The organism is Novosphingobium sp. 18050 (genome assembly GCF_902706195.1).
Classification (GTDB): Bacteria; Pseudomonadota; Alphaproteobacteria; order Sphingomonadales; family Sphingomonadaceae; genus Novosphingobium.
This window is the reverse complement of sequence record NZ_CACSJO010000011.1, coordinates 29046-44374: the sequence shown is the minus strand read 5'-3', so window position 1 is coordinate 44374 and position 15329 is coordinate 29046. Positions and strand designations below refer to the sequence as shown.

Genomic DNA, 15329 nt, shown 5'->3' with positions numbered 1-15329 from the left:
ATCTTCGGTGAAGTTGAGATGCGGGTTCCGCTTTCCGCGTCAGACAGCGATAGCTGCGTCAACGGTCCCGGTGTTTCATCGCTGGCCGGGTTCACTGGTTTCAAGCAGCTACCGATGCGAGCGCGTCCAGAAATGACCTCTCGAAACGTGGCGCCCAGAGTTGGTGCCCGGCGCTATCGGGGAGAAGATCCTGCCGCACTTCGATTTCCGCATAGCGCAGGCCGCGCGGGAAGGCGTGAAGCGGCACTGTGTAGTCGGTAATATCCATTGCGTAAGGCACGTTGTCGCCAACGTTCAGATCATCCTCGCGGCGAAGTTCCTGCATCAGGGCACGCGCAAAGTCGGTCCTGCCCGCGCCGTGCAGGATGCCGACATGCCAAGGGCGCTGCGCACCGTCCATAGTCGGCGTGAAACTGTGCAGCGACACGAGGACGGTTTCGCGGCCAGCCGTTTCCCGCGCATCGATTATTGCTGTGATCTGAGCATGATAGGACCTGTGAATGGCGTCGATCCGGCACGCCCGCTCACCATCCGGCAAGCGTTCGTTCCCGCGAATACGAGTTCCGTCCGATACTTCCGGGATGGCATCGGTACGGGCTGGATTGCGGTTGCAGTCGATGACGAGGCGTGAATAGATCTGATGTACGAAAGGCGCGTCGAGCATTTCGGCAAGTGCATGGCCAAGGCCGAAAACACCGATGTCGATCGCGATATGCCGCTTCATCTGGCCCGCCTGCAGGCCGAGGTCGCCCAGTGCGCGGGGAAGGGCGGAACCGGCATGGTCGCCGATCAGCAGGAACGGCGAGGTGCCTTCTGCGTTGAACAGACCAACTGGCGCCGGATCTTCCGGACCCAAGAAGCCATCCGCCGTGAGCCCGGCCATCAGGATTCGCCTCCATGCCTTTGCTGACGATCCATCATGTCACGGCGTATCACTACAAGCAGCCTGTGTCCCTTGGTGAGCATAGGATCATGATGCGCCCGCGCGAAGCCTTTGACCAGCGCTTGCTGTCCGCCCGCCTCAGCATCGACCCCGAGCCCAGCGAACTGCGGTGGGTGCATGACGTTCTCGGCAATTCCGTGGCCATCGCCCTGTTCGAACGCCGGGCATCGCAGTTGGTGGTCACCAGCGAAGTGACGCTGGAACATGCGCCGCTCGCCCAGAAGCAGGTAGACGTGGAAGCCTATGCCCGGCTTTTCCCGTTCACCTATTCGTCGGAGGACATGCCCGACCTGCTGCGGTCGATCGAGCGCCAGCACCTGGACCCGGGCAGGGTGGTCGATAACTGGGCGCGGGCTTTCGTCAGCAATGACGGCAACACCGGCACGATTGCTTTGCTGACCCACATCGCAACCAGCATCCAGCGCGACTTCACATATGTGCCTCGTCACGAAAAGGGGACGCAGTCGCCGATCGAGACGCTGAAAAAGCGCCAAGGCACATGCCGCGACTTTGCAGTGCTGATGATCGAGGCGGTTCGCGCGCTCGGTTTCGCTGCGCGCTTCATCTCGGGCTATGTCTACAATCCGTCGCGATCCGAAGGCGTGGTTGGTGGCGGTAATACCCATGCCTGGGTGCGCATCTTTCTCCCCGGCTCGGGCTGGGTCGAATTCGATCCGACCAACGGGATCATCGGCAATCGCGGGCTGATTCGCGTCGCCGTCGCGCGGGATCCGTATCAGGCGCTGCCGCTTTCGGGCACCTGGTACGGGCTGCCCGCCAGCTTTCTGGGCATGGACGTGACCGTCGACGTGGTCCGTGCTGATCCCGCCCGGTTCCCCCTTACCGATCATGGTGCCATCAACAGCCGATCCCTCGGCGTTGCAGGAAAGTAACCCTCATGCTGATCCGCTGCGGATATGACATTCGATTTGAAAGCGACACGAAAACCGCGATGATGGCGATGCTCAGCCTTCATCCCTCGCGCCATCAAGACCTTCGCACGCCGCAGCGCCTGTTCGCCGACCCGGACATCCCGCTCTATCATTTCGAGGACGGTTTCGGGAACGTTGCCACGCGGCTGGCCATTCCGCCCGGCGGCGTGACCCTGTCGTGCGATTTCGTGATCGAGGACAATGGGAAGCCCGACGCCCGCGCGCCCGACGGGCCGCAAACGCCCGTCGAGGATCTGCCGGATGCGGTCATGCCCTTCCTGCTGGGTAGCCGATACTGCGAGACGGACCGCCTGATGGACGTTGCCTGGAGCAATTTCGGGCACCTGCTTTCGGCCCGCGACCGGGTGGATGCGATCGTCACTTTCGTGCACGGCCATATCGAGTTCGGCTATCACCACGCCCGGCCGGACAAGACCGCCTGGAACGGCTATCAGGAAAGGCAGGGCGTATGCCGGGACTTCGCGCATCTCGCCATTACCCTGTGCCGCTGTATGAACATTCCTGCGCGCTATTGCACCGGTTACCTCGGCGATATCGGCATACCGCCCGTCGATGCGCCGATGGATTTCAGCGCCTGGTTCGATGTCTATATCGATGGCGAGTGGTATACCCATGATGCTCGCCACAACCAGCCGCGCATTGGCCGTATTTTAATGGCGCGCGGCCGCGATGCCACCGATGTTGCCTTGACCACGGCTTTCGGTCCGGCAAACCTGGTGCGCTTCGAAGTGGTTACGAATGAGGTCGAATCCATTGACTGACGCGCTCGCCAATGTGTTGCTGCGCCCTTGGGACGGACCACTCGGTGCGCCGCCCTTCTTGGTAGTGCGGCCCGAGGATTTCCTCCCCGCCTTCGAAACCGCGACGGCCTGGCACCGGGAGGAACTGGCGATCATTTCCGCGCAGGCGGAGCCGCCGACTTTCGAGAATACGATCGCCGCGCTCGAACGATGCGGCGAAGCGTTAGGGCGGGTACGCCGCCTGTTCTGGACGCTGTCGTCCGCGCAAGGCACTCCCGCTATACGGGCTATCGAAGCGCAGGTCTCCGCGCTGCTCAGCGCCCATTCGACCGCGATCAGCCACGATCCGGTCCTCGCGCAGCGTGTCGCTGCCGTCCACGCCGCTCGCCATGAAGCGGGGTTGGACGCGCAGCAGGTTCGCCTCGTCGAAACCGGTCAGGCGGGGTTCCTGCGCGGCGGCGCGGCCCTGACGGAGACGGAGAAACACAGGTTCGCAGAGATCGATGCGCGGCTTTCCGCTCTGTCTGTCCAGTTCGGCCACAACGTCATGGCGGCGACGTCCGATTGGGTGCTGGACCTGGGTGAGGACGATCTGGCCGGGCTGCCCGCAGCGCTGTGCGACGCTGCTAAAGGGCGCGCGGGGGCCAAGGGTTTGTCCGGCCGCTATCATGTCACGCTGGACCGGACCGATTATGAAAGCTTCCTGAGCTTTTCGGAGCGCCGGGACCTGCGCGAAACCCTGTGGCGCGCGTTCACCGGCCGCTGCGACGGCGGGCCGCATGATAACTGGCCGGTTATCGCCGAAACCCTGGCGCTCCGGCAGGAACGCGCTGCCATGTTGGGCTATGCGGACCATGCTCATTATGCTCTGGAAGAAAGCATGGCGCATACGCCCGATGCCGCCGCCGACATGCTCGCCCAGTTGTGGGAGCCGGGCAAGCGCCGCGCAGCCGAGGAGGCGGCCGAACTCCAGGCCCTCATTGATGCCGAGGATGGCGGCTTCCCGCTCGCTCCATGGGACTGGCGTTTCTATGCCGAGAAAGTCCGTCGCTCGCGCTATGCGCTGGACGGCGTTGCGGTGGCGGAGCACCTGCGGCTGGATGCCGTCCGTCAGGCCGCGTTCGACACTGCTGGACGACTTTATGGCCTGTCCTTCACGCACCGGCCCGACATTCCCGGTTATCAGGCCGATGTGTGGGCATGGGAGGTAAGCGATGCTGCCGGCGCGCCGGTGGGCCTGCTCTTCACCGATTATCTCGCGCGGCCCGAGAAGCACGGCGGGGCGTGGATGGGCAGCCTGCGGGTGCAGGAGACGATGGACGGGCAGGTTCTCCCGGTCGTCTATCTCGTCGCCAATTTCGCCGCGGCGCCACCGCCGGACATCGCTTCCACCCGTCTGTCGATAGACGAGGCCCGTACGCTGTTCCATGAATTCGGGCACGCCTTGCACGGCCTGCTCTCGCGCGTGACCTATCCCAGCCAGTCGGGCACGGCCGTCGCGCGGGACTTCGTCGAATTTCCCAGCAAGTTCATGGAAAACTGGATCGTCAGCCGCGAGGTCCTGTCCGGGTTCGGCGTGCCCGATGCCCTGATCACCGCGATCCGCAACGCAGAATCCTACGGGCAGGGTTACGCTACGGTGGAACTGATCAGTTGCTCGCTGGTCGACCTCGCCATGCACCGCGCACCTGGCGGCGCCGACGATCCTCGCGCCTTTGTCGCAGCGGAACTGCAAAGGCTGGGGATGCCGCCGGAAATCGGCCTGCGTCACCGCTTCCCCTATTTTACCCATATTTTCGACGGCGGATATGCCAGCGCCTACTACAGCTATGCCTGGTCCGAAGCGCTGGACGCCGATGCTTTCGAAGCCTTCGTCGCATCGGGAGATATCTTCAATCCGGCGCTTGCAGATCGTTTCCGCACTGAGATCCTAGGCGTGGGAGATACCCGTGATCCGATGGATTCGTTCAAGGCGTTCCTCGGCCGCGCGCCCGATGCCGGCGCGTTGATGCGAGCAAGGCACCTTGTCGACGCCTGAGGTGCAAGGCTCATTCCATCGATGCGGCCCAAACAGCAGGTAGGCGGAGCGGAACGCCTTCATCTGTGTGCTTTTCTCTCTTACTGGAATTTTCTGAAGTTCGGCAGGGCGGCGGGCCGGTCGTCGCAGGACATTGGGTTGTGCTGGTACTCGCGCTGCCGATCTGGCACGGCGCCCGCACTGGCCAACGAAAGGTGTTCAAGCGCGTGAAGAAGTTTTCGGTCTGGCATAATGCCAGCATGTCCGCCGCAATTCTCTTCGGCGGGCTCTGCATGCCGGGAGCCCTGTCGTCGGAGGCTCGGGCCAGCACGATGGCTTCGCCGGATGAGCGTACCCGGATGAAGGACGCGCTTGTCAACGATGCGGCCATCCCCACCATTGCCCCCCAGGGCTACGACGTGACCATCGTCGTCTTTTCGGACTACCAGTGCCCTTATTGCCGCAAGCTGCATGGGGACCTGAAGCAACTTCTGGCTACAGACCGCAAGGTGCGCGTAGTTTACCGCGACTGGCCGATCTTCGGAGGGGCATCACGCGAAGCGGCGCGAGCGGCAATGGCGTCACGTTATCAGGGCAAGTATGCCGCGTTCAATGATGCGTTGATGAGCGGGCCGGTTAAACTGGATCAGGCGGATATTCGACAGGCAGCAACCCGCGCGGGTGTCGACTGGGCGCGCTTGCAGGCAGATCTTGCGCGCAACCAGCCCGTCATCGATACCGCGCTGCGCAAGACGAACCAGTTGGCCGAGATGATCGGCCTTACCGGAACGCCGGGGCTGGTGATAGGGGACTACTTGATCCCCGGCGCAATCGATGCGGCAACCTTGCGCGGCACTGTTCAAAAGGCACGACAAAGCGCCCGAACTGCAAATACCCGCCGCTGATCGAAGCGAATGCTGAAGGTAATTCTGCGTTTTTCGCGGCTTGGTCCCGCATACCAAACCAAAAGGCGGCCACTAGCGGGGGCGAACCAGCGCCGGGGCTGGAAGACAACCCGTTTGCCTCACGTGGCGATAAGGGCACCGAGATCATCGGTCCAGTGTCTCAGCAAAGCGCATCGTGAAGCTTGGGTGCAAGGTAGAGGCGGTGCGTTGCTCGCGTGCAGGCCACATAGAGCAGGTTGATCTGCTGATCGGCCTCGACGGCCTTGGTTGCGTCCTTCAGGCGGCGTGCGGCGAGGTCGGCGGGATCCTCGAAATCGTCGAGTACGACTACGGTATCGAATTCGCGCCCCTTTGCCTTGTGGGCGGTGGAAACGATCAGCGCGGCATCTCCCTCGCGTTCGCGGTGCAGGGTGCCCAGCCGTGAGAGGATACCGGGCAGGCGCTCGCCGTGACGGTCGACGATGTCGCGTAGGCGGCGCGCTTCGCCGTCGCCGCGGTCGGCGGCATGGTCGAACAGCGCCCATGAGGTGAATCGTGCGACCCCGGGATCCACGACCTGATGATGGCGGCGCTGGCGCAGCGCGAGGGCGGAGGAAAGCTGACGTTGCAGGTCGGCGACGCCGCCGATCAGGTGGAAGGGCTGCTCGATAGCGGCAAGGCTTTCGAACAGGCGCGCATTGGTGCGGGCGAGGATGGCGGTGCCGGGGCGCGGTTGCAGCTTGCCGGTATAGCGTAGCACCTGCGTTTCGCGATCGGGGTTTCCGTGCAGCTTGTGGCGCGGCGGCCTGGAACTGCGGCGCAGGATGCTGTTGGCAAGCGCGGCGACCTCGGGGCCAAAGCGCCAGCTATGTGTAAGTGGCAGTTCGGGGGCGTCGAATTCGTCCATGGCGTCGACTGCGCCGCGAAAGCGGTAGATCGACTGGTACGGGTCGCCCACCAGGACTGTCGGCAGTGCTGCCTTTTTCGCGATCGAGATGAGCACCGGGTTCAGATCCTGCGCCTCGTCAAGCAGCAGGTATTTGAAACTGCCTTCGATACGGTGCCAGAGTTCGAAGGCCTTGAGGTAGGTGTCGTGGGTGATCGGCAGGTCGTGCCTGTCGAACTTGAGCAGTTTCTTGACGATCTCGCGCGTCATCTCACGCACGGCCATCCTTTGCGACTTGCTGGTGAGGTCGCAGTGGTCCGGGCGGATTTTCGAGCCGGCGTCGATCAGGAAATTGTCGAGCGTGCGCAGGATTGCGGCGCGCACCTGCCAATCGCTCAGGCCGGGCAAGGGATCAATGATGCGGTCGAAAGCGCGCAGGTGTTCCTGCCGGTAGCGCGGGACGAGTTCCGCCTTGCGCCCGCCGACATTGAGCGCCCGGTGCGCGAAACTGTGTGCGGTGCGTGTTTCGATGATCGGTGCGAACTTGCGACCCGCTTCGTCGGCGATCGCGCGGTTGAAGGCGAGGTATAGCGCGGGCGCCGGCCAGCGTTTGCCGTAATGGACGAGCGTCGAAGTCTTGCCGCATCCGGCCCCTGCGGTAACTTTGATCGAATTGGTCGGAGGCCGGTCGAGAATGGCTTGCTGCTCAGGGGTCGGTATCATCGCAGACTGATCGCGGCGTGAGAGGGACACGTCAAGCGGCCTGCCTCGGTCGGGGCACGGTGGCGATTGTCAGGGGCTCCATGGGTGCCTAAGCTCGGGTTCGAAAGATGTGAGGGCATTGATGGCGATCAGTCGGGATACATTACGTGCGCCTCTCCCCGCGCATTTCAAACAGACTCCCGGGATATGATCGTTCGCACCGGGAGCGCTGAATGACGTTGGAAGCTCGGGCGAGAGCGGCGCTCAAACGCGGAGACCTGCCGGCAGCCGCTGCTGACGCAAAGGCGCTTGCCTTGGAAAGCCCGCAGCAGCCGGCAGGATTCTTTCTGCTAGGCCTCGCGGCCGCCGAGGCAGGGCAGATCGCCAAGGCTATACCCCTGATCGAAGCTGCGGTGGAACGTGGTCCAAACGCGGAGCATCTTGCCCAGCTTGCCAGGCTGCTTATTCTTCTTCGGCGTGACGGGGAGGCTGCCGATGCCGCGCGCCGGGCCATGGAACTCTCGCCATCCGACGCACTGACGTTTGATACCATCGGGTGCGTTCTGGCCCGGCTGGGCGATCATGAAGCGTCGGTCATTCCGTTTGCTGCGGCGGTGGAGGCCGAGCCGGGCAATCTGGGCTATCGCTACAATCTGGCCGCGGCAAGCGGCTTCACGGGCCGGGTGGCCGATGCACAGGCGCACTATGAGGCGATTCTGGCCAACGAGCCCGGGAATGCGCGCGTGCACTATGCCCTCGCCATTCTTTCTCGGCAGACGGCACAGGCCAATCATGTGACGCGACTGGAAACGGCTTTGGCCAATGCGAGGAGGCCCGAGGATACGCTGCGCATCCGTTATGCTCTGGCAAAGGAGTTGGAGGATGTCGGCAATGTCGCCGATGCTTTCCGGTACCTGTCTGCCGCGAATGCTGCGCACAAACAGGCGATCCATTATGATTTCGAGCAGGACGCCGCGATATTCGAAGGGATCGAGGCGATATTCGGTGGCCCAGCCGATGCCCTTGCCGCCGGGGGCGGAACGGTCGGCGCCGCGCCTATTTTCGTGGTGGGCATGCCACGTACCGGCACCACTCTGGTCGATCGCATCCTTTCCTCACACCGCGATGTCGAGGCGGCGGGGGAGCTTCAGGCTATGCCGCTGGCAGTCAAACAACTGACAGGAACGCCATCGCGCAACATCATCGATCCCGCCACGATCGCGGTGAGTGCAGGTGTCGACGCCGCCGCGATCGGGGCGGCCTATCTCGCGCGCGCAGATCATCATCGGCGCAGCGGCAAGGCGCGCTTTACGGACAAGTTGCCGGCCAACTTCTTGTACATCGGCCACATTGCGCGTGCTTTGCCCGATGCCCGGATCGTCTGCCTGCGCCGGAACCCGATGGATACCATCTGGAGCAACTACAAGAACCTCTTCGCCAGCCAGTCCGCCTATTATGCCTATTCGTACGACCTCATGGATACGGCCCGCTACTACGCCCGCTTCGATAGGCTCATGGCCTTTTGGGAAAGGATTTTGCCTGGCCGGGTGTTGCAGCTTTCCTATGAAACGCTGGTCAGCGATCAGGAGGGGCAAACCCGGCGCCTGCTGGAGCATTGCGGGTTGGAGTGGGATGAGGCCTGCCTGTCGTTTCATGAAAACAGTGCTGCCGTGGCAACGCCCAGCGCGGCTCAGGTCCGCCGCCCGATCAATGCCGACGGCGTGGGAAAATGGCGGTCTTATCGGGAGGCACTGGAGCCGGTGCGGGCCTGGTTGCAGGAACAGGGCATCGAAACCGAATAGCGGCGTCGTTCAAGACAAAAAGCGAGGCGCTCTCCCTTCTTGGGAAAGCGCCTCGGTTCTTTGATGGCGAGTGTCAGTACTTGAAGCGGGCTTCGATGCCGAAAGTACGCGGATTCACCACCGTCTGGCGGTAGTAACGCACGGCGACACCGTCGTTCACGCCGATGCGCGAACGGTCCTGGCCAACCGAGGCCACCGCGTACTTGTCGAAGATATTGTTCGCGAACAGGCTGACGCTGTACTGGTCGGTTTCATAGGCCAGCGTAGCGCGATGCAGCACATAGCTTGGGATCTTGTCGCCATACCCCCGGTCCCAGCCAAGCCGTGACACGACGTTGCCGCGGTAGGTTGTGGTCCAGTTGGCGATTAGGCTCCCTTCCATCATCGGCATGGTGTAGGTGGCGCCAAGGCTGCCGGAGTTCTTCGCCGAGCCGGGGAGGCGATCGCCGTCCAGCGCGTCGAGTTGGGTGAACTTCGGCCGCCCGTCGTAGTTGTTCGGGGTGGTGCGGACGGTGATGATGCCGGGCACGTCCTCGGTCAGCTTGGCATCGGTATAGGAATATGTCCCTTGGATTGACAGCTGGGGGATGGGCTTGAACTGGAACGAGGTTTCGAAGCCCTGCGACTTGGCTGCGCCGCCGTTCACGGTGATCCCGGTCACGCCGTAGAACGTCGCGGAATCGACCTGAATGCCTTCCCATTTGATATGGAAGACATCGAAGTTGAAGGTCAGCTTGCGATCGAAGAGCTGCATACGCATGCCGATTTCGGCATTCTTGGTCTTGTCCGGGCCATATTGGATTTCGTTCGGCAACGCGCAGGCGTTCTGCTGGTTGGCCGGCACGGGGTCGGGGCAGGGCGCGACGCGGTTCGGGCCGCCGATGCGATAGCCTTTGCTGTAAGTGGCGTAGAACATCAGGTCAGGCGTAAAGTTATAGGAAGTGTTGAACTTCCAAACCCAGCCGTCCTGCTTCGCCTTGCCGCCCGACGAGCTGAGGTCGTATGGGCTGAGCGGATCGCCCAGCAGAGGGAGAACAAGAGCGCCCTGAACGGTAGAGGTATACTTGAAATACCGCGCGCCGCCGGTGACCTGCCACTGCGGCGTGACCCGGAAGGTGCCTTCGCCGAAGATGGCCTTCTCCGTCACCTTGGACTTGGTGTAACTGACGTATTCGAGATCCTCGGGATTATTCGGAACCCCGTAATAATCCGAAAGGCCCGGGACGTGCTCGGCATAGTCGTTGTGATACTTCTGCTCGTTGTAGAAGCCGCCGAGAACCCAGCTGAACGGGCCGCCGTGACGTGAAACCAGGCGAACTTCCTGGTTGAACTGTTTGCGGCGGTTGTCGCTTTCGTTCCAGCTCGAGAATGCCGGGAACAGTTCGTAGTCGTAGTCGAGATCGAGCAGCAGGTCGGTATTGTCCGACTGCGAACGCCCCCGAACGTTGGTGTAGGCGCTTGTCGAGACTAAGTCGGCGATGTCCGCGATGTTCGCGTTGATTTCCATGCTGGCAAGGTGAGCGCGGCGGTTGACCGGCTCGGCATAGCGGCTGGCATTCTCGTACTTGCCCGTGCCCAGCACGCCGGCGCTGTTGGACTGGGCGCCGTCGGTCTTGGTCCGCTGGAAGGCGTAGGTGAAGATCACCTTGAGGTCTTCGGTGGTCTGGACCAGCAACTGGTTACGCGTGGTGAAGGTCTTCTCGAAGTTGAGATCCTCGCGCTTGTGCAGGTTGTTGGTGTAGTCCGCGCCGGTCGGACGATCGGTGCCGGTAGGCTGGGGCAGGGAAACGCCGGGCTCGTTGATGAGCAGCGGATAGTCGATGAAACCAGGGTCGTAGTAATAACCGGTGGCCGAACGGAAGGCGATGTGATCCTTCACGATCGGAATGTTGATCATCCCGTCGACCTGATAGCCGGGCTTGCTGCCGTGGTCCTTGCTGTAGAAGCGGCCATGCATTTCGCCTTCGTATTCATCCAGGTTCGGGCGGTTCGGGATGTAACGGATCGCGCCCGCCAGCGTGCCGAGGCCGTAGAGCGTACCTTGCGGACCGAGCAACGTTTCCACGCGTGCGATGTCGAGCAGCTTGAAGTCGTAGTAGAGCGGAACTTCGCCCAGATAAACGCCAAGCGAGTCGTCGTAGCTGGCGCCGTTGGAGCCCACGTCGGAAGCGTTGAGGCCGCGCAGCACGATCGATCCGGTCGAGCCGGGACCCGTGTCGGAGATCGTCATGCCGGGAGTGAAGTCGGCGAGATCGCGCACGTCGTCGATCCGCTGGCGAGCCAGTTCCTCGGAGCCGATCGCCTGGATGTTGATCGGCGCATCCATGATCGTTGTCGTGCGGCGGGTGCCGGTCACGACGATGGCATTGCCGTCATCCGAGACTGCGGCGTCCTGCGCCATTGCCGGCGTCACGAATGCGGTGCCCGTAAACACGGTTGCCGATAATAGCCCCGCTCTCAGTTTTGCGCGATATGACATATGCTTCCCCGTTCATGGTTAAGGTTTTTTGCCGCGCCTTGGACTTGCTCCTGCCAGAAGCCGAGGGGCGTTTTTTTGGCTTTTATCGATGCGCCGGCCATCGCTTGACGGATGTCTTGCAGACGCACTTCTTGCTCTCGACGTTCTCGGGAACTCGTCGAGGTGGTTGCTCCGTTGTTGATTTCGATTGTCCGCTGCGGATCAGTGGATGGCGGACGCGCTACGCATTTGCCTGATCCTTGAGATCAGGGGTTGGAACGGGAACATGAACTGTTCCAGGATTGAAAGCCTCCTGCACTCGTCCTGCCCGACGATGGCTGCTTCGCCTTCGCGGTAGGTGCCGAGAACGCGGTCGATGACGATCAGCGAATTGGCGTAGTTGCAGCGGGTGCTTTCGTAATCCGTCGAATGATGCAGGCTATGGTGCCTGATCGTCGTGAAGAAGAACGAATAGAATTTGGGCGGATCGGCGCGAACATTGGCGTGGGCGAAAGTGGAGACCACGCCCAGGACGTTGAATGCGCAGAACTTGGCCGAAAGCGGAAGATCGAACAGCGCCACTACGCTGAGGCTGATGAGGAACAGTTCGATCGGGTTGCCCACAGCGCCCTTCGCGGCATTGAGCTGCGTGATGTGATGATGCGGGGCATGGGTCAGCCAGAACGGGGTCGAGTTATGCATCAGCCGGTGCATCCAGTACTGGCCAAACTCTATCACGAAGATGACGAGAGCGACCTGCACGAGAAAAGGCAGCTGCATCGCCCATTGCGTGGTGATGCCGAGCGACGTCTTGAATGCAAGAAGGGGATCTTCCGCAAGCGTGGTCGTAACCCAGGAAATCACGGTAGAACTCAAAACCACGTAGAACAGGTCCGTCGCGAATTCGCGCTTGTTCATGCGCCAGCCCGAATGCCTTTCATGGACCAGTTCAAGGCCGAGGACGATCAGGGTGGTAAGCGAGGAGGCCAGGATGATGGACCAGCCACTGTCGACCCAGGACTTCGGGGCATAGGCCCAGAACAGGACGACTGCCGCGACAAATGCAGGCGGCGCCAGGTTGAACAGACGGTCCTTCAGGGAGGCGTCACTCTTGCCGTCCGCCATGGGCAGGCGTGAGAAACTGTAAGAAGAAGAGGGATTTGAGTTAGGATGAGCAGCGCCAGTGACCGATTGCTCGTCACTCGAAAGAACCGCCTTGTCGACCGTCAGTTGTTCCATCGAAAATCCCTCATCCAAACCGGCGAAGCGGTTTGTCGCTACAGATTCCCTTTCCCTGTTGTCATCGCTCTGACCGGCGACATGGCATACGGTATGGATATTACCTTTCTCGTCAAGAGTATTATTGTCACGAGAATGCCTTTTGGCCATCAAGCGCTGAAGGTGTGGGAAAACTGCCATCTATTCGTTTCCGCAAAGGCGTTTTGCGGCGCGCAATTTTTCACTGCGGCGATCGAGATCGCGGGCTTGGTAATAAATTCGGCGGCCTCATCGCCGCCGACTCGTCGCCGCGTCAGGTGTAGCGATAGGGGTTCTTGTCGATCGTCGTGGTCCCGCGCGTCTGGTTGCACAGGAAAACCGTGCCGGTGAAATAGATGCCGGGCTCGGTGATCGTCTGGGCCATGGCAAACGCGTCGCGAAGTTGCTGCACCGTCATTTCCACCGGGGCCTCGTCAGGCTGATAGGTCATGCCATAGGCATAGTCCTGACCATCCTTGCTGATCTCTACATGGCAGCCCATCACATGGCTTACCGGATGCGTGTCGCAGAACGCGATAAGCCGTTTCATGCTGTCGAACCAGGGTTGCCAGAAACTGATGTAGCAGCGCCCGCGATAGAACATGTCGCCGGTGTAGAGGATCTGAGTGTAGCTATCGTAGTAGGCGAATTCCGAAACGACATGGCCGGGCGATCCCCAGATCAGGATTTCGCGCCCGCCCAGATCCAGCCTTACCCGCTCTTCCGGAAAATTGGTCATGCCCCAGAAGCCGACCATCTCTTCGTGCGTAAGTCCCATGTAGCGGGTGTTCGGGCGATCCGCGAACTGGTTGGTCGCTGCGTAATGGTCGGCATGGAGATGGCTGAACGCGACCAGCAGTTCCAGGCTGGCGGGATCGCGGCCGTTGCGGGCGCACCATTCGGCGATGCACTGGTCCACCGTGCCGCGTAAGTCCCAGTCGTTGCGCAGTTGCACGAAGCCTTCGTCGAGCAACAGTACGCGGTCATTGCCGAAATAGAGCGGCGCGAAGGGCGCCTCATAGCTGTACGCCTTGTTCTGGCGCAGGATCGCCGTATGCGGGTTGTACCAATGGACCTGTACCGGCGGATCGGTGTTGTCCATGCACGACGAGGAACCGCAGATCCACCGCTTGGGAAAGCTGCCGGGCGCGGGGAGGTTGCTTGTGAAATCGACAGGGGCCGGGCGGACCGCAGCGGATGCTGCTTCGGTAAGGCTGGCAAGCGCCACCCCGGTCAGCGGAATTGCGGCGACCGCCGCGTTGTAGCTCAGGAAGGCACGGCGATCCACGACTGCTCTCCTTGTCGTCAGAATGGACGAGGGGGATTGATATTCGGTACGCCCTCGGGCCAGACCTGTGTTCGCTGGTCGGGACTGACGCCGTTGAAAAACGCGAAATCGGGGCGGATGAGCATCATGTCCTTGCCCTGCACCTCGCGGGCATACTGGAGCGCCTCGTCGATCAGTGCCGGCACCATTTCCAGCACGCGCTCATAGGGTTTGTAGGTCGCAAAGCGCGGATAGTATTTTCCGGGCACGAACATCATTTCGACGTGGCCGCCAAGGAGCCATTTTATCCCTTGCTTGCCTGCGAATGCCTTCAAGCGCTCAAGCGATGCAATGAAATCGCTATCGTTGCCGATATTGATCTTGCCGGGAAACAGCAGGTCGCCGGTGAAGAGAAACTGGCAATAGGGATCGTAGAAAGTCACGCCGTCCTTGTGCGTGCCCGGTGTCGGGATCACCTCTATCACCCGGTCGCCGAGATCGATCCGGCCGGTGCCTGAGGGCCAACTGCTTTGGAGGCCATAAAAACGCTGCATTACGGGCAATGGCTTTGGAACGATGGTGGTGTCTGCCCGCCCGGCGAACTGGGCCAGCCCCTGATTTTGCGCGATGTCTTCGCCCGAGGTCAAGGCGACGGTCAGGGGAACCTTGCTACGGCCCCGCGCCTGTCCCCAACGCGTAATGATGGCGTCGACGGTCTCTCGCAACGGGTAATGGGCAGGCGTGGCGGTGGCCCCGGTGTCGATCAGCAAGGCGCCGTTGTTGCCGAACAGCAGGTAAGTGAAGGGCGCCTCCCAATGTACGCAGACATTCTGGCGCAGCACGAAGGTGTCCTCGTTGTACTGTACGACCTGAACGCGCGGATCGCGGTTCCTTGCGGCAACGTTGGACCCGTAAGTCCAGCGGAAGCCCAAGGCTCCGGGGGCGGGGCCGTCACAGGCGTAATCGTGAACCACTGGCTTGCTGCGGTGCAGGGGTACGGCGCTGTCGGTGTTGCGCACGCCCGGCGGATTGTAGCCCAGTTCGGGATTGCCGTTCGGATATGCCCGTCCGGTGGCGGACTGCGAATTACCGGATAATGCTGGATTGTAGACCGAACCCTGCGCCACAGAATTCCCCAAAATCGACTTCGAGCGGCAGAATTCCGTCCGAACCACCAAAAAGATATCGATATTACATTTTTGTGCAATGGTAATATTGCTGGTGGGGCGTGGCATTGTGGACAGGCGCGTTCCGCTCATCCCATGGCGGCTGTCATAATCTTCGGACATGATATAGGGGATGCCGTAATACCCGTGCACGGAACTGGCGCAGCATCGCAGCGATCTGTCCCCGTCCAACCGGTTCGCCGGGCTGGACTAACGTTTTTGCACTTGAGGAATAGTGATGATGGTTGAGAGGG

Annotated in this window: 11 protein-coding genes; 5 read left to right on the top strand and 6 right to left on the bottom strand. The window is 61.5% G+C overall.

Annotated elements, in window-relative coordinates:
• Positions 1-100: 100 nt before the first annotated feature.
• Positions 101-883 (bottom strand): N-formylglutamate amidohydrolase, encoded by a 783-nt coding sequence (locus GVL61_RS12500; RefSeq protein WP_159980500.1) that lies wholly within the window; start codon positions 881-883, stop codon positions 101-103.
• A gap of 14 nt (positions 884-897) precedes the next feature.
• On the opposite strand from GVL61_RS12500, the gene GVL61_RS12495 reads away from it, so the two are divergent.
• The 4 genes from GVL61_RS12495 (at position 898) to GVL61_RS12480 (ending at position 5558) form a co-directional block, all read left to right on the top strand.
• Positions 898-1836, top strand: coding sequence for a transglutaminase family protein (locus GVL61_RS12495; protein WP_159980498.1), 939 nt, complete (start codon positions 898-900; stop codon positions 1834-1836).
• A 5-nt stretch (positions 1837-1841) separates the two neighbouring features.
• Positions 1842-2657 (top strand): transglutaminase family protein, encoded by an 816-nt coding sequence (locus tag GVL61_RS12490; protein ID WP_159980496.1) that lies wholly within the window; start codon positions 1842-1844, stop codon positions 2655-2657.
• Complete coding sequence (locus GVL61_RS12485; RefSeq protein WP_159980494.1) at positions 2650-4674, top strand: M3 family metallopeptidase; 2025 nt, start codon at positions 2650-2652, stop codon at positions 4672-4674. Before GVL61_RS12490 ends, GVL61_RS12485 begins: the two co-directional genes overlap by 8 nt.
• A 140-nt stretch (positions 4675-4814) precedes the next feature.
• Entirely contained in the window at positions 4815-5558 is a 744-nt protein-coding gene (locus GVL61_RS12480) for a DsbA family protein (protein ID WP_159980492.1), read from the top strand.
• A 160-nt stretch (positions 5559-5718) separates the two neighbouring features.
• Here the strand turns inward: GVL61_RS12480 and GVL61_RS12475 are convergent, their stop codons facing one another.
• Positions 5719-7146 carry a UvrD-helicase domain-containing protein gene (locus GVL61_RS12475; protein ID WP_159980490.1) on the bottom strand — a complete coding sequence of 476 codons (1428 nt, stop codon included), beginning with the start codon at positions 7144-7146 and terminating at the stop codon, positions 5719-5721.
• A gap of 212 nt (positions 7147-7358) precedes the next feature.
• On the opposite strand from GVL61_RS12475, the gene GVL61_RS12470 reads away from it, so the two are divergent.
• Positions 7359-8927, top strand: a complete 1569-nt coding sequence (locus GVL61_RS12470) for a tetratricopeptide repeat-containing sulfotransferase family protein (protein WP_159980488.1) — start codon at positions 7359-7361, stop codon at positions 8925-8927.
• Positions 8928-9000: 73 nt separating this feature from the next.
• Here the strand turns inward: GVL61_RS12470 and GVL61_RS12465 are convergent, their stop codons facing one another.
• The 4 genes from GVL61_RS12465 to GVL61_RS12450 all read right to left on the bottom strand — a co-directional run bounded on the left by GVL61_RS12465 (position 9001) and on the right by GVL61_RS12450 (position 15228).
• The gene (locus GVL61_RS12465; protein WP_159980486.1) at positions 9001-11406 is read right to left on the bottom strand and encodes a TonB-dependent receptor; all 2406 of its coding nucleotides are present in this window, start codon (positions 11404-11406) and stop codon (positions 9001-9003) included.
• A 201-nt stretch (positions 11407-11607) separates the two neighbouring features.
• Entirely contained in the window at positions 11608-12510 is a 903-nt protein-coding gene (locus GVL61_RS12460) for a sterol desaturase family protein (RefSeq protein WP_159980654.1), read from the bottom strand.
• Positions 12511-12916: 406 nt separating this feature from the next.
• Positions 12917-13930: an MBL fold metallo-hydrolase gene (locus tag GVL61_RS12455; RefSeq protein WP_159980484.1), complete on the bottom strand. Its 1014-nt coding sequence runs from the start codon at positions 13928-13930 to the stop codon at positions 12917-12919.
• Positions 13931-13947: 17 nt separating this feature from the next.
• Positions 13948-15228 carry an MBL fold metallo-hydrolase gene (locus GVL61_RS12450; RefSeq protein WP_235037663.1) on the bottom strand — a complete coding sequence of 427 codons (1281 nt, stop codon included), beginning with the start codon at positions 15226-15228 and terminating at the stop codon, positions 13948-13950.
• Between the last annotated feature and the right edge of the window lie 101 nt (positions 15229-15329).

Bases quoted from the DNA above. Each gene is read 5' to 3' on its own strand.
- GVL61_RS12500 (WP_159980500.1), bottom strand. From the start codon at position 883: ATGGCCGGGCTCACGGCGGATGGCTTCTTGGGTCCGGAAGATCCGGCG.
- GVL61_RS12495 (WP_159980498.1), top strand. From the start codon at position 898: ATGCCTTTGCTGACGATCCATCATGTCACGGCGTATCACTACAAGCAG.
- GVL61_RS12490 (WP_159980496.1), top strand. From the start codon at position 1,842: ATGCTGATCCGCTGCGGATATGACATTCGATTTGAAAGCGACACGAAA.
- GVL61_RS12475 (WP_159980490.1), bottom strand. From the start codon at position 7,146: ATGATACCGACCCCTGAGCAGCAAGCCATTCTCGACCGGCCTCCGACC.
- GVL61_RS12470 (WP_159980488.1), top strand. From the start codon at position 7,359: ATGACGTTGGAAGCTCGGGCGAGAGCGGCGCTCAAACGCGGAGACCTG.
- GVL61_RS12465 (WP_159980486.1), bottom strand. From the start codon at position 11,406: ATGTCATATCGCGCAAAACTGAGAGCGGGGCTATTATCGGCAACCGTG.
- GVL61_RS12460 (WP_159980654.1), bottom strand. From the start codon at position 12,510: ATGGCGGACGGCAAGAGTGACGCCTCCCTGAAGGACCGTCTGTTCAAC.